Source organism: Streptomyces sp. NPDC050423, assembly GCF_040655445.1.
Lineage (GTDB): Bacteria > Actinomycetota > Actinomycetes > Streptomycetales > Streptomycetaceae > Streptomyces.
This window is the reverse complement of record NZ_JBFAJY010000004.1, coordinates 17,653-43,385: the sequence shown is the minus strand read 5'-3', so window position 1 is coordinate 43,385 and position 25,733 is coordinate 17,653. Positions and strand designations below refer to the sequence as shown.

28 protein-coding genes and 1 pseudogene are annotated in these 25,733 nt (G+C 70.9%); 15 read left to right on the top strand and 14 right to left on the bottom strand.

The window, feature by feature from the left end:
* Window positions 1-180 precede the first annotated feature (180 nt).
* The gene (locus tag AB0I52_RS04580) at window positions 181-348 is read left to right on the top strand and encodes a DUF3117 domain-containing protein (RefSeq protein ID WP_003966491.1); all 168 of its coding nucleotides are present in this window, start codon (window positions 181-183) and stop codon (window positions 346-348) included.
* A gap of 141 nt (window positions 349-489) precedes the next feature.
* On the opposite strand, the gene AB0I52_RS04575 is transcribed toward AB0I52_RS04580, so the two are convergent.
* Window positions 490-1,155: an O-methyltransferase gene (locus AB0I52_RS04575; protein ID WP_123523731.1), complete on the bottom strand. Its 666-nt coding sequence runs from the start codon at window positions 1,153-1,155 to the stop codon at window positions 490-492.
* Window positions 1,156-1,337: 182 nt separating this feature from the next.
* On the opposite strand from AB0I52_RS04575, the gene sigE reads away from it, so the two are divergent.
* From sigE to AB0I52_RS04550, 5 genes are all read left to right on the top strand, one after another.
* The gene (gene sigE / locus AB0I52_RS04570) at window positions 1,338-2,099 is read left to right on the top strand and encodes an RNA polymerase sigma factor SigE (protein WP_363031467.1); all 762 of its coding nucleotides are present in this window, start codon (window positions 1,338-1,340) and stop codon (window positions 2,097-2,099) included.
* Window positions 2,096-3,082, top strand: coding sequence for a zf-HC2 domain-containing protein (locus AB0I52_RS04565; protein WP_363068856.1), 987 nt, complete (start codon window positions 2,096-2,098; stop codon window positions 3,080-3,082). Before sigE ends, AB0I52_RS04565 begins: the two co-directional genes overlap by 4 nt.
* A gap of 110 nt (window positions 3,083-3,192) precedes the next feature.
* Window positions 3,193-4,905: a trypsin-like peptidase domain-containing protein gene (locus tag AB0I52_RS04560; RefSeq protein WP_363068854.1), complete on the top strand. Its 1,713-nt coding sequence runs from the start codon at window positions 3,193-3,195 to the stop codon at window positions 4,903-4,905.
* A gap of 99 nt (window positions 4,906-5,004) precedes the next feature.
* On the top strand, window positions 5,005-5,481 hold the full coding sequence (locus AB0I52_RS04555) for a sec-independent translocase (protein WP_363068852.1): 477 nt from the start codon (window positions 5,005-5,007) through the stop codon (window positions 5,479-5,481).
* Window positions 5,482-5,599: 118 nt separating this feature from the next.
* Complete coding sequence (locus AB0I52_RS04550; protein WP_363068851.1) at window positions 5,600-6,259, top strand: hypothetical protein; 660 nt, start codon at window positions 5,600-5,602, stop codon at window positions 6,257-6,259.
* 52 nt (window positions 6,260-6,311) lie between these two features.
* Here the strand turns inward: AB0I52_RS04550 and AB0I52_RS04545 are convergent, their stop codons facing one another.
* The 3 genes from AB0I52_RS04545 to AB0I52_RS04535 form a co-directional block, all read right to left on the bottom strand.
* Window positions 6,312-7,445 carry an Mrp/NBP35 family ATP-binding protein gene (locus tag AB0I52_RS04545; RefSeq protein WP_363068849.1) on the bottom strand — a complete coding sequence of 378 codons (1,134 nt, stop codon included), beginning with the start codon at window positions 7,443-7,445 and terminating at the stop codon, window positions 6,312-6,314.
* Window positions 7,446-7,508: 63 nt separating this feature from the next.
* Complete coding sequence (locus AB0I52_RS04540; protein WP_363068847.1) at window positions 7,509-8,063, bottom strand: DUF1003 domain-containing protein; 555 nt, start codon at window positions 8,061-8,063, stop codon at window positions 7,509-7,511.
* Window positions 8,053-9,327, bottom strand: coding sequence for a CBS domain-containing protein (locus AB0I52_RS04535; RefSeq protein ID WP_363068845.1), 1,275 nt, complete (start codon window positions 9,325-9,327; stop codon window positions 8,053-8,055). The genes AB0I52_RS04540 and AB0I52_RS04535 overlap by 11 nt, the downstream gene beginning before the upstream one ends.
* Before the next feature lie 200 nt (window positions 9,328-9,527).
* Between AB0I52_RS04535 and AB0I52_RS04530 the strand changes: the two genes are divergently transcribed.
* A complete protein-coding gene (locus AB0I52_RS04530; protein WP_363068843.1) occupies window positions 9,528-10,298 on the top strand; it encodes a hypothetical protein in 771 nt (256 codons plus the stop codon).
* A gap of 12 nt (window positions 10,299-10,310) precedes the next feature.
* Here AB0I52_RS04530 and AB0I52_RS04525 read toward each other — a convergent pair whose 3' ends face one another.
* Together AB0I52_RS04525 and AB0I52_RS04520 are read right to left on the bottom strand one after the other, a co-directional pair.
* A complete protein-coding gene (locus tag AB0I52_RS04525; protein ID WP_363068841.1) occupies window positions 10,311-10,829 on the bottom strand; it encodes a hypothetical protein in 519 nt (172 codons plus the stop codon).
* 36 nt (window positions 10,830-10,865) lie between these two features.
* The gene (locus AB0I52_RS04520) at window positions 10,866-11,987 is read right to left on the bottom strand and encodes a magnesium and cobalt transport protein CorA (protein ID WP_363068839.1); all 1,122 of its coding nucleotides are present in this window, start codon (window positions 11,985-11,987) and stop codon (window positions 10,866-10,868) included.
* A gap of 411 nt (window positions 11,988-12,398) precedes the next feature.
* On the opposite strand from AB0I52_RS04520, the gene AB0I52_RS04515 reads away from it, so the two are divergent.
* Window positions 12,399-12,983 (top strand): suppressor of fused domain protein, encoded by a 585-nt coding sequence (locus AB0I52_RS04515; RefSeq protein WP_363068837.1) that lies wholly within the window; start codon window positions 12,399-12,401, stop codon window positions 12,981-12,983.
* A gap of 151 nt (window positions 12,984-13,134) precedes the next feature.
* Here the strand turns inward: AB0I52_RS04515 and AB0I52_RS04510 are convergent, their stop codons facing one another.
* Complete coding sequence (locus tag AB0I52_RS04510; protein ID WP_363068835.1) at window positions 13,135-14,367, bottom strand: MFS transporter; 1,233 nt, start codon at window positions 14,365-14,367, stop codon at window positions 13,135-13,137.
* Between the two features lie 157 nt (window positions 14,368-14,524).
* On the opposite strand from AB0I52_RS04510, the gene AB0I52_RS04505 reads away from it, so the two are divergent.
* From AB0I52_RS04505 to AB0I52_RS04495, 3 genes are all read left to right on the top strand, one after another.
* Entirely contained in the window at window positions 14,525-15,169 is a 645-nt protein-coding gene (locus AB0I52_RS04505) for a DUF6758 family protein (protein WP_363068833.1), read from the top strand.
* Between the two features lie 98 nt (window positions 15,170-15,267).
* Window positions 15,268-16,134 carry a PHP domain-containing protein gene (locus AB0I52_RS04500; RefSeq protein WP_363068831.1) on the top strand — a complete coding sequence of 289 codons (867 nt, stop codon included), beginning with the start codon at window positions 15,268-15,270 and terminating at the stop codon, window positions 16,132-16,134.
* A 173-nt stretch (window positions 16,135-16,307) separates the two neighbouring features.
* A complete protein-coding gene (locus AB0I52_RS04495; protein ID WP_363068829.1) occupies window positions 16,308-16,913 on the top strand; it encodes a MarC family protein in 606 nt (201 codons plus the stop codon).
* Between the two features lie 74 nt (window positions 16,914-16,987).
* Here the strand turns inward: AB0I52_RS04495 and AB0I52_RS04490 are convergent, their stop codons facing one another.
* Window positions 16,988-17,140 (bottom strand): hypothetical protein, encoded by a 153-nt coding sequence (locus AB0I52_RS04490; RefSeq protein ID WP_199884445.1) that lies wholly within the window; start codon window positions 17,138-17,140, stop codon window positions 16,988-16,990.
* A gap of 221 nt (window positions 17,141-17,361) precedes the next feature.
* Here AB0I52_RS04490 and AB0I52_RS04485 point away from each other — a divergent pair, with 221 nt between their 5' ends.
* Window positions 17,362-18,249 (top strand): NYN domain-containing protein, encoded by an 888-nt coding sequence (locus tag AB0I52_RS04485; RefSeq protein WP_073736584.1) that lies wholly within the window; start codon window positions 17,362-17,364, stop codon window positions 18,247-18,249.
* A 31-nt stretch (window positions 18,250-18,280) separates the two neighbouring features.
* Here AB0I52_RS04485 and AB0I52_RS04480 read toward each other — a convergent pair whose 3' ends face one another.
* The gene (locus AB0I52_RS04480; protein ID WP_363068826.1) at window positions 18,281-19,126 is read right to left on the bottom strand and encodes an alpha/beta hydrolase; all 846 of its coding nucleotides are present in this window, start codon (window positions 19,124-19,126) and stop codon (window positions 18,281-18,283) included.
* A gap of 158 nt (window positions 19,127-19,284) precedes the next feature.
* Entirely contained in the window at window positions 19,285-21,207 is a 1,923-nt protein-coding gene (locus AB0I52_RS04475; RefSeq protein WP_363068824.1) for a DEAD/DEAH box helicase, read from the bottom strand.
* A 451-nt stretch (window positions 21,208-21,658) separates the two neighbouring features.
* On the opposite strand from AB0I52_RS04475, the gene AB0I52_RS04470 reads away from it, so the two are divergent.
* Window positions 21,659-22,393 carry a ferritin-like fold-containing protein gene (locus AB0I52_RS04470; protein WP_073736581.1) on the top strand — a complete coding sequence of 245 codons (735 nt, stop codon included), beginning with the start codon at window positions 21,659-21,661 and terminating at the stop codon, window positions 22,391-22,393.
* Window positions 22,394-22,423: 30 nt separating this feature from the next.
* Here AB0I52_RS04470 and AB0I52_RS04465 read toward each other — a convergent pair whose 3' ends face one another.
* The 4 genes from AB0I52_RS04465 to AB0I52_RS04450 form a co-directional block, all read right to left on the bottom strand.
* Window positions 22,424-22,690, bottom strand: coding sequence for a hypothetical protein (locus AB0I52_RS04465; RefSeq protein ID WP_363068821.1), 267 nt, complete (start codon window positions 22,688-22,690; stop codon window positions 22,424-22,426).
* Window positions 22,691-22,913: 223 nt separating this feature from the next.
* Window positions 22,914-23,141, bottom strand: coding sequence for a DUF3107 domain-containing protein (locus tag AB0I52_RS04460; protein ID WP_362957497.1), 228 nt, complete (start codon window positions 23,139-23,141; stop codon window positions 22,914-22,916).
* Between the two features lie 132 nt (window positions 23,142-23,273).
* On the bottom strand, window positions 23,274-23,915 hold the full coding sequence (locus tag AB0I52_RS04455) for a TetR/AcrR family transcriptional regulator (protein ID WP_123523710.1): 642 nt from the start codon (window positions 23,913-23,915) through the stop codon (window positions 23,274-23,276).
* A 169-nt stretch (window positions 23,916-24,084) separates the two neighbouring features.
* Window positions 24,085-24,300 carry a hypothetical protein gene (locus tag AB0I52_RS04450; protein ID WP_363068819.1) on the bottom strand — a complete coding sequence of 72 codons (216 nt, stop codon included), beginning with the start codon at window positions 24,298-24,300 and terminating at the stop codon, window positions 24,085-24,087.
* A 109-nt stretch (window positions 24,301-24,409) separates the two neighbouring features.
* Between AB0I52_RS04450 and AB0I52_RS04445 the strand changes: the two genes are divergently transcribed.
* The gene (locus AB0I52_RS04445; RefSeq protein WP_363068817.1) at window positions 24,410-25,375 is read left to right on the top strand and encodes an alpha/beta hydrolase; all 966 of its coding nucleotides are present in this window, start codon (window positions 24,410-24,412) and stop codon (window positions 25,373-25,375) included.
* Between the two features lie 8 nt (window positions 25,376-25,383).
* Window positions 25,384-25,733 (top strand): annotated as a pseudogene (locus tag AB0I52_RS04440) (hypothetical protein); the annotation flags it as partial.

Sequence of the window (25,733 nt, the reverse complement as noted above, 5' to 3'; positions counted from 1 at the left end):
GGATCGCCGAATTGGGTGGTTTTGAGCGAGCGCGTTGCGCAAGCGATGCAGAGCGATGTTGGTCATCGGGGTCTCCGATGCGGGATAATGGCCTGGAAGCAATGTGTTCGATGCCGGTGAGGCAGCGCCTGTCATGGGGCCGCCGGCTGCGATGAGCTGGTTTCAGGAAGGGGAACGAGCATGGCGGCCATGAAGCCGCGGACGGGCGACGGCCCGCTCGAGGTGACAAAGGAGGGGCGGGGCATCGTCATGCGCGTTCCGCTCGAAGGCGGCGGTCGGCTTGTCGTGGAGCTGACTCCGGACGAGGCCGATGCGCTGGGCGATGCCCTCAAGAAGGTCGTCGGCTGACGCAGAGGCGCCCACACTTCGCTACTGCCCGGCACGGATTCCGTGCCGGGCAGTAGTGCGTTCGGTGACAATTCCCGGTGGAAGTCCCGGTGAGAGGTCTCGGTGACGAGCGGGGAAGCGCGTGACGGCCGGGGAAGCGGGTCAGCCGCGCCGTACCGCGCAGAGCAGACCGTCGCCCACCGGCAGCAGCGTCGCCATCAGCTCCTGGCTCTCGCGGACCGCGCGCAGCAGTTCGCGCAGGCGCAGCACCTCGGCGGGCTGGGGCGCGGAGTCGACCGTACGGCCGTCCGCGAAGACGCCCTCGAAGCACACCAGGCCGCCCGGACGCAGCAGGCGCAACGATTCAGCGAGGCAGTCGAGGCTCTCCATCCGGTCGCCGTCGCAGAAGACGAGGTCGTATCCGCCGTCCGCCAGCCGGGGCAGTACGTCCAGGGCGCGGCCCGGAATGAAGCGGGCCCGGTTGGCGGCGAAGCCGGCCGCCCGGAAGGCCTCACGGGCGAACTGCTGGCGCTCGGGTTCCGGGTCGACCGTGGTCAGCACACCGTCGGGCCGCATGCCGTGCAGCAAATAGATGCCGGACACGCCCGTACCCGTGCCGATTTCGGCGACCGCCTTGGCGTCCGTCGTGGCAGCGAGCAGGCGCAGCGCTGCGCCGGTACCTGGTGACACCGAGCGGAGTCCCGCGTCCCGGGCCCGGTCCCGGGCCCAGCGCAGTGCTTCGTCCTCGGCGACAAAGGCGTCGGCGAACGCCCAGCTCGTCTGCCGGTTGGCTGTGATGGCCCTCTCCTGTCCCCGTAGTTGGCGCAACGGTGACTGTATCCGCTGCACCCGGGAACCCGCAGATGGGACCGGGCGTTATGAAGGGACAGGGGAAAGCCCATGGAGCGGGCCCGCGGATCGGGCCCCGGGATCATGGGCAGGCGGTTCCCGGGGCTGTCCCCGGCCCCAGCAGGAAAAAGGCTTATCCGGAGCTAACGGGCGAGGTGGCTATGGTAGGGGCTCCACTGGACACCACCAGAGCCGACAGGGGAGGTGCGGCTGCGCCTGTGGATCGGGGAGGAGTGCTGTGGCGCTTTCTCAGGTCGGCGGGTGAGCCGAAATCCGTGACCAACACTGCTGACCGTTCTTCCAACGACTCCGCAACGACCGCGACCTTCGCCTCGGATGCGCACTCCCAGGCGTGGACGCCGCCCTCATGGGAAGAGATCGTCAGCACGCACAGCGGTCGTGTCTACCGCCTTGCCTACCGACTGACGGGAAACCAGCACGACGCCGAGGACCTCACTCAGGAGGTCTTCGTCCGGGTCTTCCGTTCGCTGTCGACCTATACGCCCGGCACCTTCGAGGGCTGGCTGCACCGCATCACGACCAACCTGTTCCTGGACATGGTGCGTCGTAAGCAGCGGATCCGCTTCGACTCTCTCGGCGACGACGCGGCCGAGCGCCTCCCGAGCCGTGAGCCGTCGCCGCAGCAGGTTTTCAACGACACCCACTTCGACGCGGACGTCCAGCAGGCGCTGGACACCCTCGCGCCCGAATTCCGGGCCGCGGTCGTGCTCTGTGACATCGAGGGACTCTCGTACGAGGAGATCGCCGCGACACTCGGCGTGAAGCTCGGCACCGTACGCAGCCGTATCCACCGCGGGCGCTCGCACCTGCGCAAGGCGCTGCAGCACCGTTCGCCCGAGGCCCGTGCCGAGCAGCGCTCGCTGACTGGTGTCCTCGCGGCAGGGGAGGGCGGAGCGTCGTGAGTGGCACAGGTCCGACCTCCGCGGAACAACACCTGGGGGACCGGCTCGCCGCGCTTGTCGACGGTGAGCTCAAACACGACGCCCGTGACCGGGTGCTCGCCCACCTCGCGACCTGTGCCAAGTGCAAGGCCGAGGCTGCCGCCCAGCGGCGCCTGAAAAGTGTCTTCGCCCAGTCGGCCCCGCCCTCTCCCTCCGAGGGCTTCCTTGCCCGCTTGCAGGGCCTTCCAGGCGGACCGGGTGGTGACGGCGACAGTCAGGGAAGACCGCTGGGCCGCTCAGGCCGTTTCGGTGACGGGATCTTCCCTGTGATGCAGCCTCCCGGCAGCCGGGTGGATTCGCCCGCGGGTGAATCTCCGCTGGACGGTTTCGGCTACCTCCCGACCGTGCACGGTTCGGCCGCGGTCCTTCCGGCCGGTCCGGCCCGGCCAGCGTTCCGGATTCACGAGGTCAGCCGCGAGGCCGACCGTTCGCCGTGGCGGGGCCGCAGGTTCGCGTTCGCCGCTGCCAGTGCCGTCTCGCTGGCCGCCATCGCCCTGGGCGGTGCCCTCCCGACGGACGCCGGACCCGATTCCCCGACCCGCGCCGACGGCTCGGGCCGCAGCGTGACACCGCTGGACGCCGATGCGCGTGCGGAGAGCGGCGTCAGCGTCAGCCGCCGAGGCGGTGGTCACGGCGCGCTCGCGGCGCCCGGTACTGACGACCGCCCGGTGTCCCTCGCCATGAACGCCGCTCCGTTGGCGTTCCCCTCGGCATCCCCCCTGCTCGGCACCGGCGGCCTCGCCGGAAACCGGTACGCGCTTCCCGTCCAGACCAATGTGTCCGTGCCTTCGCTGATACGCCCCGGCGGCACCAGCCCGCTGTTCGCCCAGGCCCTCGGCAGCGGACTTTCCACGGCCTCCCCGGAGCCGTCCCGGACCCCCACGTCGGCCGCCGGACTGCCGGTTCCCGCCAACCACGGGCTGCCGCTCCTCCCTCGTCGCTGACACGGGTCCGCGCAGGGCATACGTAAACCTGGTTGAATTCCGACAGGATTCCGGGAGGGACGCCCCCTGCGGGGCGTGCAGAGGCCAGTTGTGGCAGTTGCGGGGAGAGCATGGACGACGGGAAGCCCACCGAGCCGAAGGCGAAGTGGTGGAGCCGGCCCACGGCGGGGCGCAGTACGAGCACAGCGCCCCCGGAGCCGTCGCCCGTCGAGGACGCGGTGCCCCTGGACGCGACCGGAGCGAGCGACGGGGCGGAGCCGCAGCCTGAGGAGTCCGTGGTGGCCGAGGCCGTGCCGCGCGCCCCGCAGCCGCTCCACGAGCCCGACCAGTACAGCACCCCGCCCTACGGCGGCCCCGGTCCCTGGGCACCCGCGCCTCCCGTGCAGCGGCCGGTCCCGACACCGGCGCACGGCACCCCCGTACCGCCGCCCTACGCGGGGACGAACGGCGCGGGCATCACGACGGCCTCCGCGCCGCCCCACGCCCCGCCGGCCGCCTTCCCGCCCCCGACGCCGCTGCCCCAGCAGCCACAGGGCCCGCCGCAGCCCCAGCCCCAACAGCCCCAACAGCCTCCGCTGCCGCAGGGCGGGGCGCAGCCCGCCCAGCCCCAGCCCCCGTCGCCGCAGTGGCTCCAGTACGACCCCTGGGGTGCGCCCCGGCAGCCGCTGATCACCAACCCCGGCACCCCGCTCGGCCCCGACGGCGGCCGGCGGAAGAACCGGCGCGGGTCCGTCCTCGTCGGCGCGCTGCTCCTCGCCCTGGTGGCGGGCGGTATCGGCGGCGGGATCGGCGCGTACATAGAGCGCAACGGCGGCCTCACTCAGCTCGAACTGCCCCAGGACGAACGGAACGGCGGCGGCCGTGCCCCCGACAGCGTCGCCGGTATTGCGGCCAGCGCGCTGCCCAGCGTGGTCACCCTGCATGTCAGCGGCAGCACCGAATCCGGCACCGGCACCGGCTTCGTCCTCGACAACAAGGGACACATCCTCACCAACAACCACGTCGTCGCCCCGGCCGGTTCGTCCGGCGAGATCACCGTGACGTTCAGCGGCGGCGAGACGGCGAACGCCGAGGTCGTCGGCAAGGACAGCGGCTACGACCTCGCCGTGGTCAAGGTCAGCGGCGTCTCGGGACTCAAGCCACTGCCCCTCGGCAACTCCGACAACGTGCAGGTCGGTGATCCGGTGGTGGCCATCGGGGCGCCGTTCGACCTGTCCAACACGGTCACCTCCGGCATCATCAGCGCCAAGGACCGGCCGATCACCGCGGGCGGCGAGAAGGGCGACGGCAGTGACATCAGTTACGTCGACGCGCTGCAGACGGACGCCCCGATCAACCCGGGCAACTCCGGCGGCCCGCTGGTCGACACCGACGCGCACGTCATCGGGATCAACAGCGCCATCCGCGCCGCGGACAGCGGCTCGACCAGCGAGGGAGGCCAGGCCGGTTCCATAGGCCTCGGCTTCGCCATCCCGATCAACCAGGGCAAGCGCGTCGCCGAGGAACTGATCAACACCGGGAAGGCCACTCACCCGGTGATCGGGGTAACGCTCGACATGAAGTACACCGGTGACGGCGCCAAGGTCGGGCAGAAGGGCGCCGACGGCAAGTCCTCCGTCACGCCGGACGGACCCGGCGCCAAGGCCGGGATCGAGCCGGGCGACATCATCACCGAGGTGGACGGCCGACGGGTGCACAGCGGTGAGGAACTGATAGTCAAGATCCGGGCGCACCGGCCGGGTGACCGGCTGGAGCTCAGGCTGACCCGCGGTGGTAAAGACCTCACCATGTCTGTGACGCTCGGCTCGGCGACGGGCACGTGACGGGCCCGGGAAGCTACCGCGCGAGCAGTTTCGGCGGGTACCGTGGGCCGGGTCGAGACCTCATCCGACCTGGTCGCGGAGAATACGAGGAGCCGCAAGGTGTTCAATGACATAGGCCCACTCGAGCTGGTGACGCTCGCGATCATCGGCGTGCTCATCTTCGGTCCGGAGAAGCTGCCCAAGGTCATCCAGGACGCCTCGCGCTTCATCCGCAAGATCCGTGAGTTCTCGGAGAGTGCCAAGGAGGACATCCGCACGGAGCTCGGCCCGGAGTTCAAGGACTTCGACTTCGAGGACCTCAACCCCAAGACGTTCGTCCGCAAGCAGCTCATGGACGGCAATGACGATCTGGGGCTGAAGGAGATCCGGGAGAGCTTCGACCTGCGCAAGGAGGTCGCCGAGGTCACCGATGTGGTCAACGGCCGCGAGCCCGCGTCGGTGGAGGCGAAGAGCGGCGTGTCGGGTGGTTCCGCGGTCACCGCGGCGAACGGCTCGGCGGGCGCTCCCGACCTGCTCAAGAAGCGTGAACAGCCCGCGAAGGACGATCACCCGCCGTTCGACGCAGACGCCACCTGACACCCGTCAATCCCGACTCGTCCGGACGGTATGGCTATTCTCCATCTGTCCGGTTGTGAGGACGCCCGAGGGGGGCGGGCCGCTCCGGACCCTACGGATCGAGGAGGCGGCCGGACAGATGGAGACAACGAGTCGGGTGGGCGCGGATGGTGCGCCGGAAACAGGCACTGCAGAGGGGGTGCCGACGGCCCGGCTCACGGTCGACGGCTATCTGCGGGCGCCGTTCCCCTGGTACGGACTTGACGAGGCCTTCACCGGGCCGCGCTGGCTGATGCAGGTGGGCACCGCCGCGGACGGCACGGTGCAGCACGGCTCCACCGGCCATGGCGACGAGCCCTCGGTGCGGAGTGACGCGGGCGAGGACAGACAGAGATTCGCGGTCGTCGTGACCGTGGCCAGCAGCCCCGTGCGGCGCAGCGGCGACGGCACGGGCGTCCTGGATGCGACGACGGTCTCCTCCGCGGCCTGGCTGGCCGGCTCGGGCCTGCTGGCCTACACCTGGCCCGCGCAGATGGACCACACACTGCGGGACGACTGGCTGGACCAGCAGACGGAGACGGCTTTCGAGCTGGCCGACGATCTGGACGGCCCCGCGTGGTCGGCGCTGTCGCTGCCGGTCGACGGTGTGCCGGTGCCCTTCCACTACCGCGAGTCCGAGTTCGGCTGGGTGCTGGCCGGGTCGGCGCACGGCGGGGTGCACATCGGGGCGTACGGGCGGGGGATGAGCGCGTACGGGCTGGGGTTCTCGGCGGTCGGGGACATCAGGTCGTACGCGTAGCCGTGGGCGGGCCAGGGAGCGTCGCCCCCGGCCCGCCGCGTTCCGTGCGCGGTCAGAACTTGTTGCGCGGGGTGATCCCCAGGGACATGCCGGACAGGCCGCGCCGGCGGCCGCTCAGCTTGTCCGCGATGGAGCGCAGGGCCTTGCCCGCCGGGGAGTCGGGGTCGGACAGGACGACCGGCTTGCCCTCGTCGCCGCCCTCGCGCAGCCGCAGGTCGATCGGGATGGAGCCGAGCACCGGCACCTCCGCGCCGACCGTCCTCGTCAGCCCCTCGGCGACCCGGGCGCCGCCGCCCGACCCGAACACGTCGACCATCTCGTCGCAGTGCGGGCACGGCATGCCCGACATGTTCTCGACGACGCCGACGATCTTCTGATGGGTCTGTACGGCGATCGAGCCGGCCCGCTCGGCCACCTCGGCCGCGGCCTGCTGCGGGGTCGTGACGACCAGGATCTCCGCGTTCGGCACCAGCTGGGCGACGGAGATCGCGATGTCACCGGTGCCCGGCGGCAGGTCGAGCAGCAGGACGTCCAGGTCGCCCCAGTACACATCGGCGAGGAACTGCTGGAGCGCGCGGTGCAGCATCGGCCCGCGCCACACCACGGGGGTGTTGCCCGGGGTGAACATGCCGATGGAGATGACCTTCACGCCGTGCGCGGACGGCGGCATGATCATGTTCTCGACCTGGGTCGGCTTGCCGTCCGCGCCGAGCATCCGGGGCACGCTGTGCCCGTAGATGTCCGCGTCCACGACGCCGACCTTGAGGCCGTCGGCGGCCATGGCGGCCGCCAGGTTCACCGTCACCGACGACTTGCCGACGCCGCCCTTGCCGGAGGCGACCGCGTACACCCGGGTCAGCGAGCCGGGCTGGGCGAACGGCACCTCGCGCTCCGCCGTGCCGCCGCGCAGCGAGGCCGCCAGGTCCTTGCGCTGTTCGTCGCTCATCACATCGAGCGTGACCTCTACCCGTGACACTCCTTCGACGCGGGCCACCGCGTCGGTCACGTTCTTGGTGATCGTCTCGCGCATCGGACAGCCGGAAACGGTGAGATACACCGTGACAGCGACTACACCGTCAGGATCGATCTCGACCGATTTCACCATGCCCAGCTCGGTGATCGGGCGGTGGATCTCCGGGTCGTTCACTGTCGCCAGTGCCTCAAGCACCGCGTCTTCCGTAGCCATACCCCGATAGTACGGGTGCGCGCAACGCTCCTCGAAAGGGTGGTGGCGGGCGACGGGAGGGCGTCAGCGGTCTTCGTCACTCTCGGCCGTGGTCAGCGCCCGGCGGTCGTCCAGGTCCCTCACCAGATCCTCCAGCTCGGAGCGGATCCAGTCGCGGGTGGCGACCTCCCCGAGGCCCATCCGCAGTGCCGCGATCTCCCTGGTCAGGTACTCGGTGTCGGCGATGGAGCGCTCGTTCTGCGCGCGGTCCTGCTCGTGGGTGACCCGGTCGCGGTCGTCCTGGCGGTTCTGCGCGAGCAGGATCAGCGGGGCCGCGTACGAGGCCTGGAGGGAGAGCATCAGGGTCAGGAAGATGAACGGGTACTCGTCGAACCGCAGCTTCTCCGGCGCGACGATGTTCCACACCACCCACACGATGATGATCAGCGTCATCCAGACGATGAACCGTCCGGTCCCCAGGAACCGCGCGATCCGTTCCGAGAACCGGCCGAACGCCTCGGGGTCGTACTCCGGCAGCAGCCGCCGCCCCGGGTCCTTCGGCTGGTCGAGCCGGGTCCTGGGGGTACGGGTCAGGGCCGTCGAGCCGTGCGACGCCCTGGAGCGGTCCTCACCGGCCACGGAGCACCCCCTCGCGGCCGTGGAAGTCGGTCTCCCGCCAGTCGTCGGGCAGCAGGTGGTCGAGCACGTCGTCGACGGTCACCGCACCGAGCAGCGAGCCGCTCTCGTCCACCACCGGCACCGAGACCAGGTTGTACGCCGCCAGATAGCTGGTCACCACCGACAGCGGGGTGTCCGGCGTCAGCGCCACCAGGTCGCTGTCGACGAGCGAGCTGACCAGGGTGAACGGGGGGTCCCGCAGCAGCCGCTGGAAATGCACCGTCCCCAGGTACTTACCCGTGGGGGTCTCGTCCGGCGGCCGGCACACGTACACCTGGGCGGCGAGCGCCGGGGACAGATCGGAGCGGCGGACCCGGGCGAGTGCGTCGGCCACCGTCGCGTCCGGGCGCAGGATGATCGGCTCGGTGGTCATGAGACCGCCCGCGGTCCGCTCCTCGTACGACATGAGGCGCCGCACATCGGCCGCGTCGTCCGGGCGCATCAGCGTCAGCAGCCGCTCCTTGTCCGCCTCGGGCAGCTCGGACAGCAGGTCGGCCGCGTCATCGGGGTCCATCGCCTCCAGGACGTCCGCCGCGCGCTCCTCCTGGAGCTTGCCGATGATCTCCACCTGGTCGTCCTCGGGGAGCTCCTCCAGGACGTCGGCGAGCCGGTCGTCGTCGAGCGCGGCGGCGACCTCCGCCCGCCGCTTCGGGGAGAGGTGGTGCAGGGCGTTGGCCACATCGGTGGGGCGCAGCTTCTCGAACGTGGCGACCAGCGACTCCGCGCCCTGCCCGTGCTCCTCCAGCGAGAAGCCGCTGACCGCCGACCACTCGACCGTCAGGGTCTCGCCCTTGCGGCGCAGCGCCCCGCCCCTGCCCTTGCGGACGTAGTACTTGTCGATCTCCCAGTCGCGGCGGGCCGGCAGCTGCTGGATCGCCACGTCGAGGATGGTGACCTCCTCGCCGCTCTCCACCAGGGTGACCCGCCGGTCAAGGAACTCGCCGAGCACCAGGCGTTCGGTGGGCCGCTGTTCGAAGCGCCGCATGTTGACCACGCCGGTGGTGATGACCTGTCCCGACTCGATGCCCGTCACCCGCGTCATCGGGAGGAAGATCCGGCGCCGGCTCACCACCTCGACGACGATGCCGAGCAGCCGGGGCGGCCGGCCGCCGATCCGGAGCATCGCGACCAGGTCACGGACGCGGCCCACCTGGTCGCCGTTCGGGTCGAAGACCGGCACACCGGAGAGGTGCGAGACGAAGACGCGGGGCGTTCCTGGTGCCATGCCTGCGCCTCCTCCGCCGTCGGTTTACGCATCCGGTTTGTTCTGACAGTTTTTGCACCGTTATGACGGGATCAGGCTAGCCCGTACCGCTGCGGGTCGCCCCGGAGAGCCGTCGGCACGACTCTCTGCCGGAAGGCGTGGGCCGCACGGGTACGCTGCCGTCTGCCACCCCCGCCATGCAGATGAGAGGCAGTGCGCCTGTGACCTCTTTTGTCCCGCCCGTCCGGGCCCGCCGCCGGACCGCCGCCCTCGCCGTCGTGCTCTGCGCGGGGCTGACCGCGGGGCTGACCGCGTGCGCGGGCGAGGATCCGGACGAGGGGACCAACGGCATCGGCAGACTGGACGCACCGGAGATCGAGAAGAAGGCGCGGACCGCGGCGGACTCCTCCGACATGGTCCGGCTGGCCGGCACCCTGGTCAGCAAGGGCGGCACGTACAGACTCGACATGCGGCTCAAGGACAAGGGCGGGGCGGGCTCCGTCACGTCGGGGAAGAGCACTTTCGAGCTGCTCCGGATCGGCGACGTGCTCTATCTCAAGGCGGGAGCCGGCTTCTGGAACCACGACACGAAGGGCGCCGGCGGGACGAGCGACGCGGACGGGGCGGCGGCGGACAAGCTGGACGACAAGTACGTGAAGGTCCCCGAGGACGACCCCACGTACAAGCAGCTGCGCGGATTCACCGACAAGAAGGTGCTGCTCGGCGGGCTGCTCACGCTCCACGGTGAGGTCGGCAAGGGCGACCGCGACAAGGTCGGCGGGGTACGCACCATCCGGATCACGGGCGGCGAGGGCGAGGGCGGCGCGCTCGACGTGTCCCTGGAGGGCAAGCCGTATCCGCTGCGCTTCGCGCGGGGCGGCGGCGGGGGCACCGTCACGCTCGCGGACTGGGGCAAGGACTTCGCGCTGAAGGCCCCGGCCGAGGGCGACACGGTCGACTACGGGCGGCAGCTGCCCAAGTCCTCGTCGTAGGGGCGGGACCGGCTACGGCTTCCTGAGCGAGCGCCTCAGCAGGCGCGGCAGCCCGGCCGGTACCGGCATCCGGGTGGTCGCGGTGGTGGGCAGCGGCGCCGCCGCCCCCGAGGCCGTTGGCAGGTCCGTACGGGAGTCGAGGGGCGTGAGCCGTACGATCCGGCACTCGCGCGCCCAGCGGCCGGGCATCTGCTCGGCGTCCGGTGCGTTCAGCCGCTTTCCCCTGAGCTCGGCGACCGCGGCCTCCCACTCCTCGGAGTGCGGCGCGAGCTGGGCCACCGAGGCCGTCCAGGCGACGAGCCGGCCGCCCTTGTCCTTGCTGCGGACGGTCACCTCGGCGGTGGCACCGTCCGTGAGACCGGCGGGGAGCGGCTGCTCACCGGGACCGTCCCCGACGAAGAGCGCCGCACCCTCGTGCCACACGTGCCACAGGCCCCGCGCGGGCCCGGTGCCGCGCACCCAGACCAGGCCCGACTTCTTGGTGGCCTCCTCGACGAGGGCCGGTCCGAGCAGCGTGTCAGCAGCAGTCATGCCGCAGAGCTTAGACCGGCCCCGGCCTCCGGGCGGTCAGAGCCAGCCGTTGCGCTTGAGCATGCGGTGGATGGAGAAGCAGAGCACCCCGATGAAGCCCAGCACCATCGGATAGCCGTACGTCCAGCGCAGCTCCGGCATGTGTGTGAAGTTCATGCCGTAGACCCCGCAGATCATCGTCGGCACGGCGATGATCGCCGCCCAGGACGTGATCTTGCGCATGTCCTCGTTCTGCGCGACGGTCGCCTGCGCCAGATTGGCCTGGAGGATGGAGTTCAGGAGCTCGTCGAAGCCGACGACCTCTTCCTGCACCCGGACGAGGTGGTCCGCGACGTCCCGGAAGTACTTCTGGATGTCCGGGTCGATGAGCCGCATCGGCCGCTCGCTGAGCAGCTGCATCGGGCGCAGCAGCGGCGAAACGGCCCGCTTGAAATCCAGGACTTCGCGCTTCAGCTGGTAGATCCGGCCCGCGTCCGAACCGCGCGGGCCGCCTTTGTCCGGAGTGGAGAAGACCTCGATCTCCACCTCGTCGATGTCCTCCTGCACCGCGCCCGCCACCGCGATGTACCCGTCGACGACATGGTCGGCGATGGAGTGCAGGACGGCCGACGGCCCTTTGGCGAGCAGCTCGGGGTCGTCCTGGAGCCGGTGGCGCAGCGCGCGCAGCGAGCCGTGGCCGCCGTGCCGCACGGTGATGACGAAGTCCCGGCCGGTGAAGCACATCACCTCGCCGGTCTCCACGACCTTGCTGGTCGCGGTCGGCTCGGCGGGCTCGACGTAGTGAATGGTCTTGAAGACGGTGAACAGGGTGTCGTCGTACCGCTCCAGCTTCGGCCGCTGGTGGGCGTGCACGGCGTCCTCCACGGCCAGCGGGTGCAGCCCGAACTCCCGTGCGATACCGGCGAATTCCTGCTCGGTCGGCTCGTGGAGGCCGATCCAGGCGAAGCCGCCGTTCTCCCGCACCCGGAGCATCGCCTCGTGCGGCGTACGGCACGTGCCGTCCACTTCCGCGAGGCGGCGTCCGTCGCGGTAGACCGCGCAGTCCACGACCGCGCTGGAGGCGGACGGGTCACGGGTGGCGTCGTAACTGCTGTGCAGGGTGTTGGCCCTGCGCAGGGACGGGCGCACCGCAGCGCGCAGGTCACGGATCATCGACATGGCTGGCTCCTTCACGGAGGGCCGTCGGCGAGGGCGTGGAACAGCCCGGAATGGGGACGTGGGCTCACGTCCGCAAAGCGGGCGGCACCGCGGCGGCGCGATGACGGCGTTCGCTACAGACAGGTAAAAAAGGAGTGCTCTTCCGTCGTGCGAAAGGCCGTGGGCCTTGACCGGGAAGGCGTCAGATCACAGAAGAAAGGTGTCGAGCGGAAGAGCGGTTGGTACTGCACGGTCGACTTGGATCCACCGCAGCCCCACCTCCTCCGGTCGGTCCCCCGTGGGGGATGACGTTTCGTCGGGACTTGAGAGCAACGCTTCTGCGTGCTGTCCCGACCGGCGGGGTCAGGCTACCAGCCGACACAGGGCCAATCTCTTACTTTGCCCGTTCCATACGCGTCCTATGCTCGCCGCATGGCAGAAATTCTTGCGCTGGTCGAGGCCCGTCTGCGGACGGCCCTGGGTGAACCGGACGCACGCGCGGCAGTGACGTTCCTCGGCACGGACCGGATCGAGGTGCTCAGGTTCATCGACGGCGACGTCGTGAGGTACGCCACGCTCGGCATGTCCGCGCAGCCGATGGCCGACCCGGCCGACTCCCTCGCCGACCCCGTGAAGGGGCCGCGGGCCGAGCTGGTCCTCTCGGTGCGGACCGGCCTCGCCGACACCGACCAAGTGCTGCGCAAGCTTGCCGTGCTGGCCGCGTCGCCGCAGGTGGAGGGGTTGATCGTGGCTCCCGGCGCCTCGCTGGACATCGGAGAACCGCTGTGGCCGGGGGCGCCGTTCAGCGCGGTGCTCGTCGCCGAGTCCGGCGGGCTGGTCGAGGATCTGGAGCTGGACGCGCCCATGGAGGCGGTGCGGTTCCTGCCGCTGCTGCCGATGACGCACAACGAGGCGGCCTGGAAGCGGGTCCGGGGCGCACAGGAGCTCCAGGAGCGGTGGCTGTCCCTGGGGACGGACCTGCGCGACCCGCTGCGTGCCTCGGTCGCCCTGGACTGACGGAGAGGGCGCGAGCGTCTCGCGGTGGCGCTGGAGCGATGCCGGTGAGACGTACGGGACAGCCGAAGGCCCCGCCGCGCGGTGAGGAGGTGGCCGCGGGCGGGGCGGGTACGGGGCGACCGGTTCGGCTGCCTCGGGCGCCTCGGTTGCCTCAGTTGGCGAAGACCGTGACGCCGTCCTCGGTGGTGTGCTTCGGTTCCAGCTCCTGCGCCTCGTGCGTCAGCGACGAGCGCCGTACCCGGATGACGATCGCACCGATGACCGCGGCGGCGGCGGCGATCACGAACGGGATGTGGATGTTGCTCCACTCCTCGATCTTCGGGGCCAGGAAGGGCGCGGCGGCCGCGGCGAACCAGCGGACGAAGTTGTATCCGGCGCTGGCCACCGGGCGCGGCGCGTCGGACACCCCGAGGGCCAGCTCCGTGTAGACGGTGTTGTTCATGCCGATGAAGGCACCGGAGACGATCGTGCAGACGATCGCCGCGGTGTGGCTGCCGTAGCCGAGGATCACCAGGTCGGCGGCGAGCAGCACCAGTGAGGCACCGACCACCTTGAGCGAGCCGAAGCGCTTCTGCAGCCTCGGCGCGACGAGCACCGAGAAGACCGCGAGCAGCAGGCCCCAGGCGAAGAAGACGGCGCCGGACTTGTACGGCGACATGTTCAGCACGAACGGCGTGAACGCCAGGATCGTGAAGAACGCGTAGTTGTAGAAGAACGCCGAGGTGGCGACGGAGGCGAGCCCGCCGTGGCCGAGCGCCTTGATCGGGTCGAGCAGTGACGTCTTACGGGCCGGCCTGGGCTGTTCCTTGAGGAACGCCGTGATGCAGACGAAGCCGATCGCCATCAGCGCGGCCGTGCCGAAGAACGGGTAGCGCCAGCTGGCGTCACCGAGCAGCGCGCCGAGCAGCGGCCCGCAGGCCATGCCGAGGCCGAGCGCCGACTCGTACAGCAGGATCGCCGCCGAGCTGCCGCCCGCCGCCGCACCGACGATCACGGCGAGCGCGGTCGATACGAACAGGGCGTTTCCCAGGCCCCAGCCGGCCCGGAAGCCGACGAGTTCCGCGACGGAGGACGAGGTGCCGGAGAGCGCGGCGAAGACCACGACGAGCGCCAGCCCGGCCAGCAGCGTCTTGCGCCCGCCGATGCGGCTGGAGACGAAGCCGGTGACCAGCATCGCGACGGCGGTGATCAGGAAGTAGGAGGTGAAGAGCAGGGACACCTGGCTCGGCGTCGCATCGAGGCCCTTGGCGATGGACGGCAGAATCGGGTCCACCAGGCCGATTCCCATGAACGCGACAACAGAGGCGCCCGCCGTGGCCCAGACGGCCTTCGGCTGGCGCAGGATGCTGGCCGTCCCTTGATCGAACGGATCCTCTCCCTGCATGGGTCTACTCGCTCTCCACTAGATCGTTGTGTTATGCACAGAATAAGTTAGAGAGACTAATAAATGCAAGCTACATCTAAATCCCCTGGTGGGAGCCCCGCTGCGGAAGGGTGATCGTCCTTGACGCGGCGGCGGCCGGGGAGGACGGTTGGTTGGTATGAGGGGCGAACCCAGTTGCCCGAAGTGCGGAGGCCGGGTCAAGGCGCCCGGTTTCTTCGACGACACCTGGCAGTGCGACGTGCACGGCAGTGTGTACCCGATGCAGCCGGTCATCCCGCCCAGTGTCGAGGCGCTCGGTGTGGTGGTGCACCGCGCCCGGGTCCCGGTGTGGATGCCCTGGCCGCTCCCGGTGGGCTGGCTCTTCACCGGTGTGGCGTGCGCGGGCGACGACCGCGGCGGCGGCCGGGCCACCGCCGTCGCCTGCTCGGGACCGGGGCCGCTCGGCGGCATCGGTGAGCTGCTGCTCGTCGCCGAGGAGCTCGGCGTCGGACTCGGTGCGCGGTACGCCGGTGTCGACGGCCCCGACCCGGGCCCGTACCTGCGGGTGGACGGGCCGCCGGACGTCAAGGTGCTCGCCGCCGGCCGCCCGACCCCGCTCTGGCACGTGAAGGGCGCCCCCGGAGACCGGGCGGTCTTCGCGGGCGAGGCGTGCGGCCTGTGGCTCTGGGCGGTCGTCCGGCCCGAGCAGTCGGGACTCCTGATGTACGACGAGCTGGTGCTGACCGATCTGCGAGACGCCGAAGGAGAGGTCGACCTCGTACCCTGCGGCGCGCTCACGCCCCGGCTGCTGGGCGGGCCCTGAGAGGCTGCCGGGCGGCCTCCGGCCGGGTCCGGAATCCACCCGTCCGCCGGTTATCCTTGGGCGTCCCCCATCCGGCCGCGAGCACTGGAGTCCGCGTCGTGCGCATCGACCTGCACACCCACTCCACCGCGTCGGACGGTACGGACACCCCCGCCGAGCTGGTCCGCAACGCCGCCGCCGCGGGTCTGGACGTCGTCGCCCTCACCGACCACGACACGGTCCGCGGGCACGCCGAGGCGCTGGCGGCCCTGCCCGAGGGCCTCACCCTGGTCACCGGCGCCGAGCTGTCCTGCCGGCTCGACGGCGTGGGCCTGCACATGCTGGCGTACCTCTTCGACCCCGACGAGCCCGAGCTGGCGCGCGAGCGCGAGCTGGTGCGTGACGACCGGGTGCCGCGCGCCATGACCATGGTGCGCAAGCTCCAGGAGCTGGGTGTGCCGGTCGAGTGGGAGCGGGTCGCCCGGATCGCCGGGGAGGGATCGGTCGGGCGGCCGCACATCGCCACCGCACTGGTCGAGCTCGGCGTCGTCGCGACCGTCTCCGACGCCTTCACCCCGCAGTGGCTCGCCGACGGCGGCCGCGCCCACGCCGAGAAGCACGAGCTCGACCCGTTCGACGCGATCCGGCTGGTCAAGGCCGCCGGCGGCGTCACCGTCCTCGCCCATCCCGCCGCCGTCAAACGCGGCAACGTGGTCTCCGAGTCCGCGATCGCGAAGCTGACCGCCGCGGGGCTCGACGGCATCGAGACCGACCACATGGACCACGACGAGCCGACCAGGGCCAGACTCCGCGGGCTCGCCCGCGAGCTGGGGCTGCTGACCACCGGGTCGAGCGACTACCACGGCAGCCGCAAGACCGTACGGCTCGGCGAGAACGCCACCGACCCCGAGATCTACGGCGAGATCACCCGGCGCGCCACGGGAGCCTTCCCGGTGCCGGGAGCCGGCGGACCGCTCGCCCCGTAACGGCCCACACACCACCCTCACCCGGCCGCGCCGCAGCGCGACGCCGTCCCGTTCCACCCCCGCGCACCGGTCTGCCGCGGCTGCCGCCAGGACCCTTCGGCGGACGCCGGTCCGGCACCTGTCCGGTGCGCTGCCCCCAGCCGAATTCCCGCTCTCTCCCCGCAAGGCTCACTGTGTTCGACGTCGCTGTCTTCGGATCCCTTTTTCTCACGCTTTTTGTGATTATGGATCCGCCCGGAATCACCCCGATCTTCCTGGCCCTCACCGCCGGCCGCCCCGCCAAGATGCAGCGCAGAATGGCACTCCAGGCGGTCTCCGTCGCCTTCGGCGTGATCGCCGTCTTCGGTGTGCTGGGCCAGCAGATCCTGGACTACCTGCATGTCTCCGTACCCGCGCTGATGATCGCTGGCGGACTGCTCCTGCTGCTGATCGCGCTGGATCTGCTGACCGGCAAGACCGACGAGCCGACGCAGACGAAGGACGTCAACGTGGCGCTCGTACCCCTGGGCATGCCGTTGCTCGCCGGTCCCGGCGCGATCGTCTCGGTGATCCTCGCCGTGCAGCACGCCGACAGCGTGGGGAGCCAGGTCTCGGTCTGGACGGCGATCGTCGCCATGCACGTCGTGCTCTGGCTGACCATGCGCTACTCGCTGCTGATCATCCGGGTCATCAAGGACGGCGGCGTCGTGCTCGTCACCAGGCTGGCCGGGATGATGCTGTCCGCCATCGCCGTGCAGCAGATCATCAACGGTGTCACCCAGGTCATCCAGAACGCCTGACCCGGCCCGCGCACCACAGCGCCCCCGCACGGTCCATCCGTGCGGGGGCGCTTCGTCTTTATGTCCGTAAAGCGTTACGAAGCCGAGGTGTCGGCCGGGCGGATATAGATGCGCTGGCCCAATGCCGCGGCCTGCTGCACGATCCGGTTGACGGAGGCGGCGTCCACGACGGTGCTGTCCACGGCGGTACCGTCGACATCGTCGAGTCGCATGATCTCGAAGCGCATAAGGCTTCCCTTCGTCTGATCCTCCTGCTGGAGAACTACTGGGAGGACGGGTGACCCGTCCGCAAGGATGAGGAGCGCCAGGCTGTACGTCTCGCGCCCCACGGGGTGTACAACGGCTTGCCTCCTGCAATCATTCCCTACGCTAAGGAAATTTTTTGGATGTCTAAGCACCAGCAGGTAACCGATCATGCGCGGACGACGACATCCGCGACGAGGCCCGTATGAACGAGGCAGAGATCGGCGAGCGCCTGGACCGCACCAATGAACTGCTCCAGCGCGTGCTCGCCGAGGTGTCGAAGACCCCCTCGACCCACGCGATCTTCGTGGACGCGGGCTACGTGTACGCCGCGGCGGGACTGCTCGTCACCGGCACCGAGGACCGGCGCTCCTTCGACCTCGACTCGGAGGGGCTGATCGAGGCCTTCATCGACAAGGCCCGCACGATCTTCGCGGACAGCAGACTCCTGCGCGTGTACTGGTACGACGGGGCCAGGCGCCGGATCCACACCGTCGAGCAGCAGTCCATCGCGGAACTGCCCGACGTCAAGGTCAGGCTCGGCAACCTCAACGCCAACAACCAGCAGAAGGGCGTCGATTCACTCATCCGCACCGACCTCGAATCCCTCGCCCGCCACCGTGCCATCAGCGACGCCGCACTCGTCGGCGGCGACGAGGACCTGGTCTCGGCCGTCGAGGCCGCACAGGGGTACGGGGCCCGCGTCCACCTGTGGGGCATCGAGGCCGGAGAGGGCCGCAACCAGGCCGAACCGCTGCTCTGGGAGGTCGACAGCCAGCGCACCTTCGACCTCGACTTCTGCCGCCCCTACGTGACCAGACGACCCGTCACCACCTACGAGGACGACTCCCCGGCGCCCTCGCGCGACGACGTCCGGTTCGTCGGTACGCAGATCGCCGCGACCTGGCTCTCCGCCCGCGGCCGCGACTCCCTGGCCGATCTGCTCCCCGGGCACCCGTATCTGCCGGGCTCCGTCGACCAGGACCTGCTGGTCGAGGCCGAACGCCTGCTCCAGCACTCGCTGCGCGGCCACGCCCATCTGCGGCGGGCGCTGCGCGACGGTTTCTGGCAGCACCTTCAGTCGCAGTACTGACCCTGCCGTCGTCGCGGGGCGCCGGCGCCGCCTACAGGCTGTCCCAGAAGGAGACCAGCGCGGCCGCCGTCGGCTCCGGCCGGTCCGTGTTGGGGGAGTGCTCGGCGCCCTCGACCCGGGTCCGGTGGGCGCCCAGCCGGCGTGCCATCCCGTCGAGCAGGGGCACCGGCCAGGCGTCGTCGCGTTCGCCGGAGATCACATGGACCGGCAGTCCGGTGGCGGCCACCTCGGCCACCCGGTCGGGCTCGGTGGCCAGCCGGCGGCCGGTGGCGATCAGCTGGGCGGGTGTGTGGCGCATCCAGCGCCGCCGCAGGTCCTCGCCGTCACTCTCGGCCTCCGCGGGCGGGTCGAAGGCGCGCATGGCCTCCCAGACCTCGTCCATGTCCATGGTCGCGAGCGCGTCACCCAGGATCTTCAGCCTGACCTGCTGGGCCTCGACGACCGCGGCGGGCCCGGAGGACATCAGGGTCAGCGACCGGAACGGTGCCGGGTCGAGGATTGCGGCAGCGCGTGCGATCAGCCCGCCGAGCGAGTGCCCGAGCAGGTGGACCGCGCTGTCACCGAGACCGAGCGCGGCCGTCTGCGCGAGTGCGTCACGCGCCAACTCGTCCTGCGCGTAGGCCTCCTGGCGGTCGGGCCCGGCGCTCTCGTACTGCCCGCGCCCGTCAACGGCGACGGCACGGTAGCCGGCGTCGGCGAGCGGTTCCAGCAGTGCGATGAAGTCCTCCTTGCTGCCGGTGAAGCCGGGCAGCAGGAGAGCGGTGCCGCGTCCGGCGGTACGCGGGGAGGCGTCCAGCACGGCGAAGTCCCCGCGCGAGGTGCGCAGCGTACGGGCACGGGCGCAAGGGGGCGGGGTGAAGGTGGGTGGCCGGCTCATGGGACGAGGTTACGACCTCGTCCGCCACGACCCGTCCGGCGGCACATGACCACCCCCGTGCCGTGAAACGCCCGACGGGCCCGAGGGAATCCCTCGGGCCCGTCGGGCACTCGACGCCGGCCGGCCGGGGCGTGGCCCCGCCGCTGCCGGCGCCGGGCTCAGCTCTCGGTCTTGGCGGCAGCCGCTCGCGGCGCCCGCCGCCTGCGCGGCTTGGCCTCGCCCTCGGCCCCGGCTTCCGCCACGGCCTCCGTCTTCGGCTTAGCGGCCGCACGGGTGCGACGACGCGGCCTGGTGTCCGTCTCGGGCTCGGCGATCGGCGCGATCTGGAAGTCGACCTCGTCCTCGGCCGGCTTGATCACCCGGGCGCGGCGGCGCGGCTTGGTCACCGTCTTCGCCTCGGGGGCGGACTCGGCCACGGGGGCGGTCTGGAAGTCGACCTCCTCCGTCACCGGCTTCACGACCCGGGCGCGGCTGCGACGCGGCTTGGCCTCCGTCACGGCCTCGACCGCCACCTCGACCGCGACATCGGCCTTGGCGGCCCTGGTCCTGGTCTTCACCGCGGGCTCGGTGTCGATGACGACGACCGGGGTCTGCGCCACGTCCACCGCGGCCTCGGCCGCGACGTCCGGGGCGCCGACACGGCCCCGCCGGCGCCGGCGGGGCGTACGCGGTTCAGCGGAGCCGTCGGTGACCGCAGGGGTCTCGACGGCCTCGGCGGCCTCGGTGGCCGGTGCGGGCACCGTGGCGGCGACCTCTTCGGCGGCGGAGCCGCCCCGGGTGCGACGACGCTGACGCGGCGTGCGCGGGGGGCGCTCCTCGCGGACGGCGGGCGCCGCGGCGGGGGCGGACTTGCGGCCGCGGCCGCCCGTCTCGCCGAGGTCCTCGACCTCCTCGGCCCGCAGGCCGGCGCGGGTGCGCTCGGTACGCGGCAGGACACCCTTGGTGCCGGCCGGGATGTCCAGTTCCTCGTACAGGTGCGGAGAGGTGGAGTACGTCTCGGGCGGGTCCGGGAACTTCAGGTCCAGCGCCTTGTTGATCAGCTGCCAGCGCGGGATGTCGTCCCAGTCGACCAGCGTGATCGCGATGCCCTTGGCACCCGCGCGGCCGGTCCGGCCGATCCGGTGGAGGTAGGTCTTCTCGTCCTCGGGCGACTGGTAGTTGATGACGTGGGTGACACCCTCGACATCGATACCGCGGGCCGCGACGTCCGTGCAGACGAGTACGTCCACCTTGCCGTTGCGGAAGGCGCGCAGCGCCTGCTCACGGGCGCCCTGGCCGAGGTCGCCGTGGACCGCGCCGGAGGCGAAACCGCGCTTCTCCAGCTGCTCGGCGATGTCGGCCGCGGTCCGCTTGGTGCGGCAGAAGATCATCGCGAGTCCGCGGCCGTTGGCCTGCAGGATGCGCGAGACCATCTCGGGCTTGTCCATGTTGTGCGCGCGGTAGACGTACTGCGCGGTGTTCTTGACGGTCGTGCCCTCGTCGTCGGGCGAGGTGGCGTTGATGTGCGTCGGCTGCGACATGTAGCGACGCGCCAGACTGATGACCGCACCCGGCATGGTCGCCGAGAACAGCATGGTCTGCCGCTTGGCCGGCAGCATCGTGATGATGCGCTCGACATCGGGCAGGAAGCCCAGGTCCAGCATCTCGTCGGCCTCGTCGAGGACGAGGACACGGATGTGCGAGAGGTCGAGCTTGCGCTGGCCCGCCAGGTCGAGGAGCCGGCCCGGGGTGCCGACGATCACGTCGACGCCCTTCTTGAGGGCCTCCACCTGGGGCTCGTACGCCCGGCCGCCGTAGATCGCGAGAACGCGGACGTTACGGACCTTGCCTGCGGTCAGCAGGTCGTTGGTGACCTGCTGGCAGAGCTCGCGGGTGGGGACGACGATCAGTGCCTGCGGCGCGTCGGTCAGCTTCTCGGGCGCGGCCCGGCCGGCCTCGACGTCCGCGAGGACGGTGACGCGCTCCAGCAGCGGCAGGCCGAAACCGAGCGTCTTGCCGGTGCCGGTCTTGGCCTGTCCGATGACATCGGAGCCGGAGAGCGCTACGGGGAGCGTCATCTCCTGGATGGGGAAGGGGGACATGATGCCGACGGACTCAAGGGCCTCGGCTGTCTCGGGAAGAATCCCGAGGTCTCGGAACGTAGTCAGGGTATTGCCTCTTCTGTGAAACGCGGTCCGAGGCGAACGAAGGGGGTCGTACCGTGCCGGGGTTGGTCATCCGGCCGTGGATGGGCCGGGTGGCGCGGGACCACTGCCGTCGCTCGAGCGCTCGTGCCGCTGAGGGGGCCCCTCATCTGCGGTCGCACGTGGTGTACGCATCGCGTGGAGGGCTGTCGGGTCGGAGCCGATCGGGCCACCGACCGGGCATCCTCATTCAATTTCGCGCCACGAGCAGTTGCAAAATGCTCAGTAAGCGCAATACCACTGTACCCCGGATTCGCGCATCTGTGTTGAGCGAATTCATCGGAACGGTATGAGGGCAGTCGGCGGCCGGACCCTTCCGCCCGCCGGCGGGCGGGCTATTCTGCGCTTCATGGAGACGCCTGACAACGCCACGGAAACCCCCGCATCCACCAGAATCGCTGACCAGGACTGGGCCACCGCGTCCACGGAGCCGCAGTACCGGGCCGCTGTCGTGGACCTGCTGGGAGCACTCGCCTACGGGGAGCTGGCGGCCTTCGAGAGGCTCGCCGAGGACGCGAAACTCGCGCCGACGCTGGGTGACAAGGCGGCGCTGGCGAGGATGGCGTCCGCGGAATTCCATCATTTCGAGCGGCTGACCGACCGGCTGACGGCGATCGAGGTGGAGCCGACCGGCGCGATGGAGCCGTTCGCCAAGGCGCTCGACGACTTCCACCGCCAGACCGCTCCGTCGGACTGGCTGGAAGGCCTGGTCAAAGCCTATGTCGGTGACTCGATCGCCAGTGACTTCTACCGTGAGGTGGCGGCCCGGCTCGACTCGGACACCCGCTCCCTCGTGCTCGCCGTGCTCGACGACACGGGCCACGGCAACTTCGCCGTGGAGAAGGTGCGCGCCGCGATCGAGGCGGACCCCAGGCTCGGCGGCCGGCTCGCGCTGTGGGCGCGCCGGCTGATGGGCGAAGCGCTCTCGCAGGCGCAGCGGGTGGTGGCCGACCGCGACGCGCTGTCGACCATGCTGGTGGGCGGGGTGGCCGGCGGATTCGATCTGGCCGAGGTCGGCCGGATGTTCTCGCGGATCACCGAGGCGCACACCAAGCGGATGGCCACCCTGGGTCTCGCGGCGTAGGGCCGCCCCCGCGGGGCCGGGGTGGCGGCCTCAGGCCGCCGACCGGCTCAGACGGCGGCTGCGCGGCCGGATGAGCAGGGACACCGTCACCGCGGAGATGAGCGCCGCGCCGATCAGTGTCGCCGCCGCGTGGCCGGCGCCCAGCACCGAGTGCATCAGATACAGGCCGAACAGAGCTCCCAGCGCTCCGGTGCCGAAGACGGCCCGGGGGGACGGCAGGCGGGGCGACAGGGAGCGGAGGGCCGCCCAGGAGAGGGCGAGTCCGAGCACGACGGAGCCCAGGGTTTCCAAGATCACAGACGATCACCTCGCAGGTACGGGGCGGGCAATTCGGTCGTAGGCGGTACTACCCCCGGGCCGCGGAACGCAATCCTCCCGCGGACAGGCTTCGCTCAGCCGTCGTACAAAACGGCCGCGGTGCGGGCCGGTCGCACGGATCGCACCCCGGGTACGACGGAAAGCGGCCCGGCGGGGAATCCCCGCCGGGCCGCCTCCACGGTCACTGTGTCCGTGCGCGCCGCTACAGCGCGCCGAACCCCACCCGTCGTGCGCTGGGCTCGCCGATCTCCACGTAGGCGATCCGGTCGGCCGGCACCAGGACCTTGCGGCCCTTCTCGTCCGTGAGGCTGAGCAGCTGCGCCTTGCCGGCGAGAGCCTCGGAAACCGCGCTCTCGACCTCTTCGGCGGAAAGCCCGCTCTCCAGAACGATCTCCCGGGGCGTGTGCTGCACCCCGATCTTGACCTCCACGGCTATGTCCCTCCGACGGTCAGTCCCTGCGCGGTGAACCGCGCCGTACGCAGCACACATTAGCCCGCTGAAGGGACCGGCCCGGTCCCCGCGGGCAACGCCCGCAGCGAACACGGGCGCCGGCCGCCGCGCTCAGTGCTGATCGATGCCGTGCAGCGGGAAGCCCGCGATGCCCCGCCAGGCCAGCGAGGTGAGCAGCTGCACCGCCGTGTCGCGCGGGATGGCGGACCGGCTGGAGAGCCAGTAGCGGGCGACCACCTGGGACACCCCGCCCAGGCCGACCGCGAGCAGCATGGACTCGTCCTTGGACAGGCCCGTGTCACCGGCGATCACGTCGGAGATCGCCTCGGCGCACTGCAGCGAGACCCGGTCGACCCGCTCGCGCACGGCGGGCTCGTTGGTCAGGTCCGACTCGAAGACCAGCCGGAAGGCACCGCCCTCGTCCTCGACGTACGCGAAGTAGGCGTCCATCGTCGCGGCCACGCGCAGCTTGTTGTCGGTCGTCGACGCGAGCGCCGTGCGCACCGACTGGAGCAGCGACTCGCAGTGCTGGTCGAGCAGGGCCAGGTAGAGCTCCAGCTTGCCCGGGAAGTGCTGGTAGAGCACCGGCTTGCTGACCCCGGCCCGCTCCGCGATGTCGTCCATCGCGGCGGAGTGGTAGCCCTGTGCGACGAAGACCTCCTGGGCGGCGCCCAGGAGCTGATTGCGTCGGGCGCGACGCGGCAGGCGAGTGCCCCGCGGGCGCGCCGCCTCGGTCTGCTCGATGGCTGTCACGCCGCCTCCCAAATTTGTGATCCGACACAGCCGTTCCGTACTCGCTGCGCCATACCGCCATCGTACTTTCGGGTAACCCGGGTATGCGCGGCGCGGACGCAGAATTTCACGGACCGGACGACTGCGGTAGCCACAGATTCTCCGAACCTGTGGCGCACAGCGGGACGTATCAGCGGTAATCGTCCTCGTCGTGGGGGACGACGCGGGTCTGTTCCGCCGCGTCCGCCTCGTTCGCGTGGTTCCGGTCGAGCTCCGTCAGTGGTTCGTCGCTCTCGGGGCGCAGCTCCGCCTGCTGCTCGGCGGCGTCCGCCTCGGGTGTCTCCTGGTCGGGTTCGTCCGGCTGGACGTCCTCGAAGGTCTCCGGATCACTGGGGTCGACCGTCATGGTGGCTCCCTTCCTTGCTCCGAGCCTAGGAGCAAGGTCCCGATGCCGCGATGCGGTGTGTGACGGCGAACACATGAATCGCGGTGTGATCGTCTCGTAACATTGCCGCATGTCTTCGACCGAGCTGCCGGGAGTCCGTGCCGCCGCCGCAGCGGTGGCCCCCACGGTGGGCGCCGTCAGGGTTGCGGAGGGCGAGAGACTCCGCTCCGTCACGCTGGCCGGACTCACGCTGTCCGTCCGTTCGCGGCCGCCGGAGCGGACGGGCCTGGCGCCCGCCCTCTATGTGCACGGGCTCGGCGGCTCCTCGCAGAACTGGTCGGCGCTGATGCCGCTCCTCCAGGACGTGCTGGACGGCGAGGCCGTCGATCTGCCCGGCTTCGGGGACTCCCCGCCGCCGGACGACGGGAACTACTCCGTCACCGGTCACGCCCGCGCGGTGATCCGCTTCCTGGACGCGGGGGAGCGCGGGCCCGTCCACCTGTTCGGCAACTCGCTCGGGGGCGCGGTGGCGACCAGGGTCGCGGCGGTCCGCCCCGACCTGGTGCGCACGCTCACCCTGATCTCGCCCGCGCTCCCCGAGATCAGGGTGCAGTGGTCGGCCGCGCCGACGGCACTGCTCGCCGTTCCGGGGCTCGTATCCCTGTTCTCCCGGATGACCCGCGACTGGAGCGCGGAAGAACGCACCCGCGGAGTCATGGCACTCTGTTACGGCGATCCGGCACGCGTCTCCGAGACGGGCTTCCGTGCGGCGGTGGCCGAAATGGAGCGACGGCTTGAACTGCCGTACTTCTGGGACGCCATGGCACGCTCGGCACGTGGCATCGTCGATGCGTACACACTGGGCGGCCAGCACGGACTGTGGCGTCAGGCCGAGCGTGTGCTCGCACCGACCCAGCTCGTGTACGGCGGACGGGACCGGCTCGTCTCGTACCGGATGGCACGCAGGGCGTCCGCGGCATTCCGTGACTCGCGGCTGCTGACACTGCCCGACGCCGGGCACGTGGCGATGATGGAGTACCCGGAGGCGGTCGCCCAGGCGTTCCGGGAACTGCTCGACGAATACGGCGGGAGCTGATCCGGGGCGTGGGACGACACAGTCGAAAAGGCGCTGCGCCCAAGGCGCCCGATGCCGGGCCCGCCCCGGCGGACGCGGGCGCCGGGCGCGAGGGCACCCGGCCCGCACCCGGCAGCGGCCGGCGCAGACGGCCGGGCGAGGTGCCGCCGGGCGCCGAGGGCAACACCCCGTTCCAGGGCGCGCCCCAGGTGCGCGGCGGCCACCCCGAACAGCGCGAACCCGGTGGCGGCTGGGGCGACGGGCCGACGGAGCGGCCGGGGGGGGCGCGCGGGGGGGGGGGCGCGGCGGGGGGGGGGGGGGGGCGGGGGGGGGGGGCCCCCCCCGGGTCAAAACACGCACCAAACCCGCGATGGGGGGT

Coding starts and splice junctions, on each gene's coding strand:
- AB0I52_RS04560 (WP_363068854.1), top strand. CDS start 3,193: ATGGACGACGGGAAGCCCACCGAGCCGAAGGCGAAGTGGTGGAGCCGG.
- AB0I52_RS04580 (WP_003966491.1), top strand. CDS start 181: ATGGCGGCCATGAAGCCGCGGACGGGCGACGGCCCGCTCGAGGTGACA.
- AB0I52_RS04545 (WP_363068849.1), bottom strand. CDS start 7,445: ATGGCTACGGAAGACGCGGTGCTTGAGGCACTGGCGACAGTGAACGAC.
- AB0I52_RS04535 (WP_363068845.1), bottom strand. CDS start 9,327: ATGGCACCAGGAACGCCCCGCGTCTTCGTCTCGCACCTCTCCGGTGTG.
- sigE (WP_363031467.1), top strand. CDS start 1,338: ATGGTAGGGGCTCCACTGGACACCACCAGAGCCGACAGGGGAGGTGCG.
- AB0I52_RS04490 (WP_199884445.1), bottom strand. CDS start 17,140: ATGCGCTTCGAGATCATGCGACTCGACGATGTCGACGGTACCGCCGTG.
- AB0I52_RS04470 (WP_073736581.1), top strand. CDS start 21,659: ATGGAGACGCCTGACAACGCCACGGAAACCCCCGCATCCACCAGAATC.
- AB0I52_RS04525 (WP_363068841.1), bottom strand. CDS start 10,829: ATGACTGCTGCTGACACGCTGCTCGGACCGGCCCTCGTCGAGGAGGCC.
- AB0I52_RS04485 (WP_073736584.1), top strand. CDS start 17,362: ATGAACGAGGCAGAGATCGGCGAGCGCCTGGACCGCACCAATGAACTG.
- AB0I52_RS04520 (WP_363068839.1), bottom strand. CDS start 11,987: ATGTCGATGATCCGTGACCTGCGCGCTGCGGTGCGCCCGTCCCTGCGC.
- AB0I52_RS04510 (WP_363068835.1), bottom strand. CDS start 14,367: ATGCAGGGAGAGGATCCGTTCGATCAAGGGACGGCCAGCATCCTGCGC.
- AB0I52_RS04475 (WP_363068824.1), bottom strand. CDS start 21,207: ATGTCCCCCTTCCCCATCCAGGAGATGACGCTCCCCGTAGCGCTCTCC.
- AB0I52_RS04480 (WP_363068826.1), bottom strand. CDS start 19,126: ATGAGCCGGCCACCCACCTTCACCCCGCCCCCTTGCGCCCGTGCCCGT.
- AB0I52_RS04445 (WP_363068817.1), top strand. CDS start 24,410: ATGTCTTCGACCGAGCTGCCGGGAGTCCGTGCCGCCGCCGCAGCGGTG.
- AB0I52_RS04550 (WP_363068851.1), top strand. CDS start 5,600: ATGGAGACAACGAGTCGGGTGGGCGCGGATGGTGCGCCGGAAACAGGC.
- AB0I52_RS04505 (WP_363068833.1), top strand. CDS start 14,525: ATGAGGGGCGAACCCAGTTGCCCGAAGTGCGGAGGCCGGGTCAAGGCG.
- AB0I52_RS04515 (WP_363068837.1), top strand. CDS start 12,399: ATGGCAGAAATTCTTGCGCTGGTCGAGGCCCGTCTGCGGACGGCCCTG.
- AB0I52_RS04450 (WP_363068819.1), bottom strand. CDS start 24,300: ATGACGGTCGACCCCAGTGATCCGGAGACCTTCGAGGACGTCCAGCCG.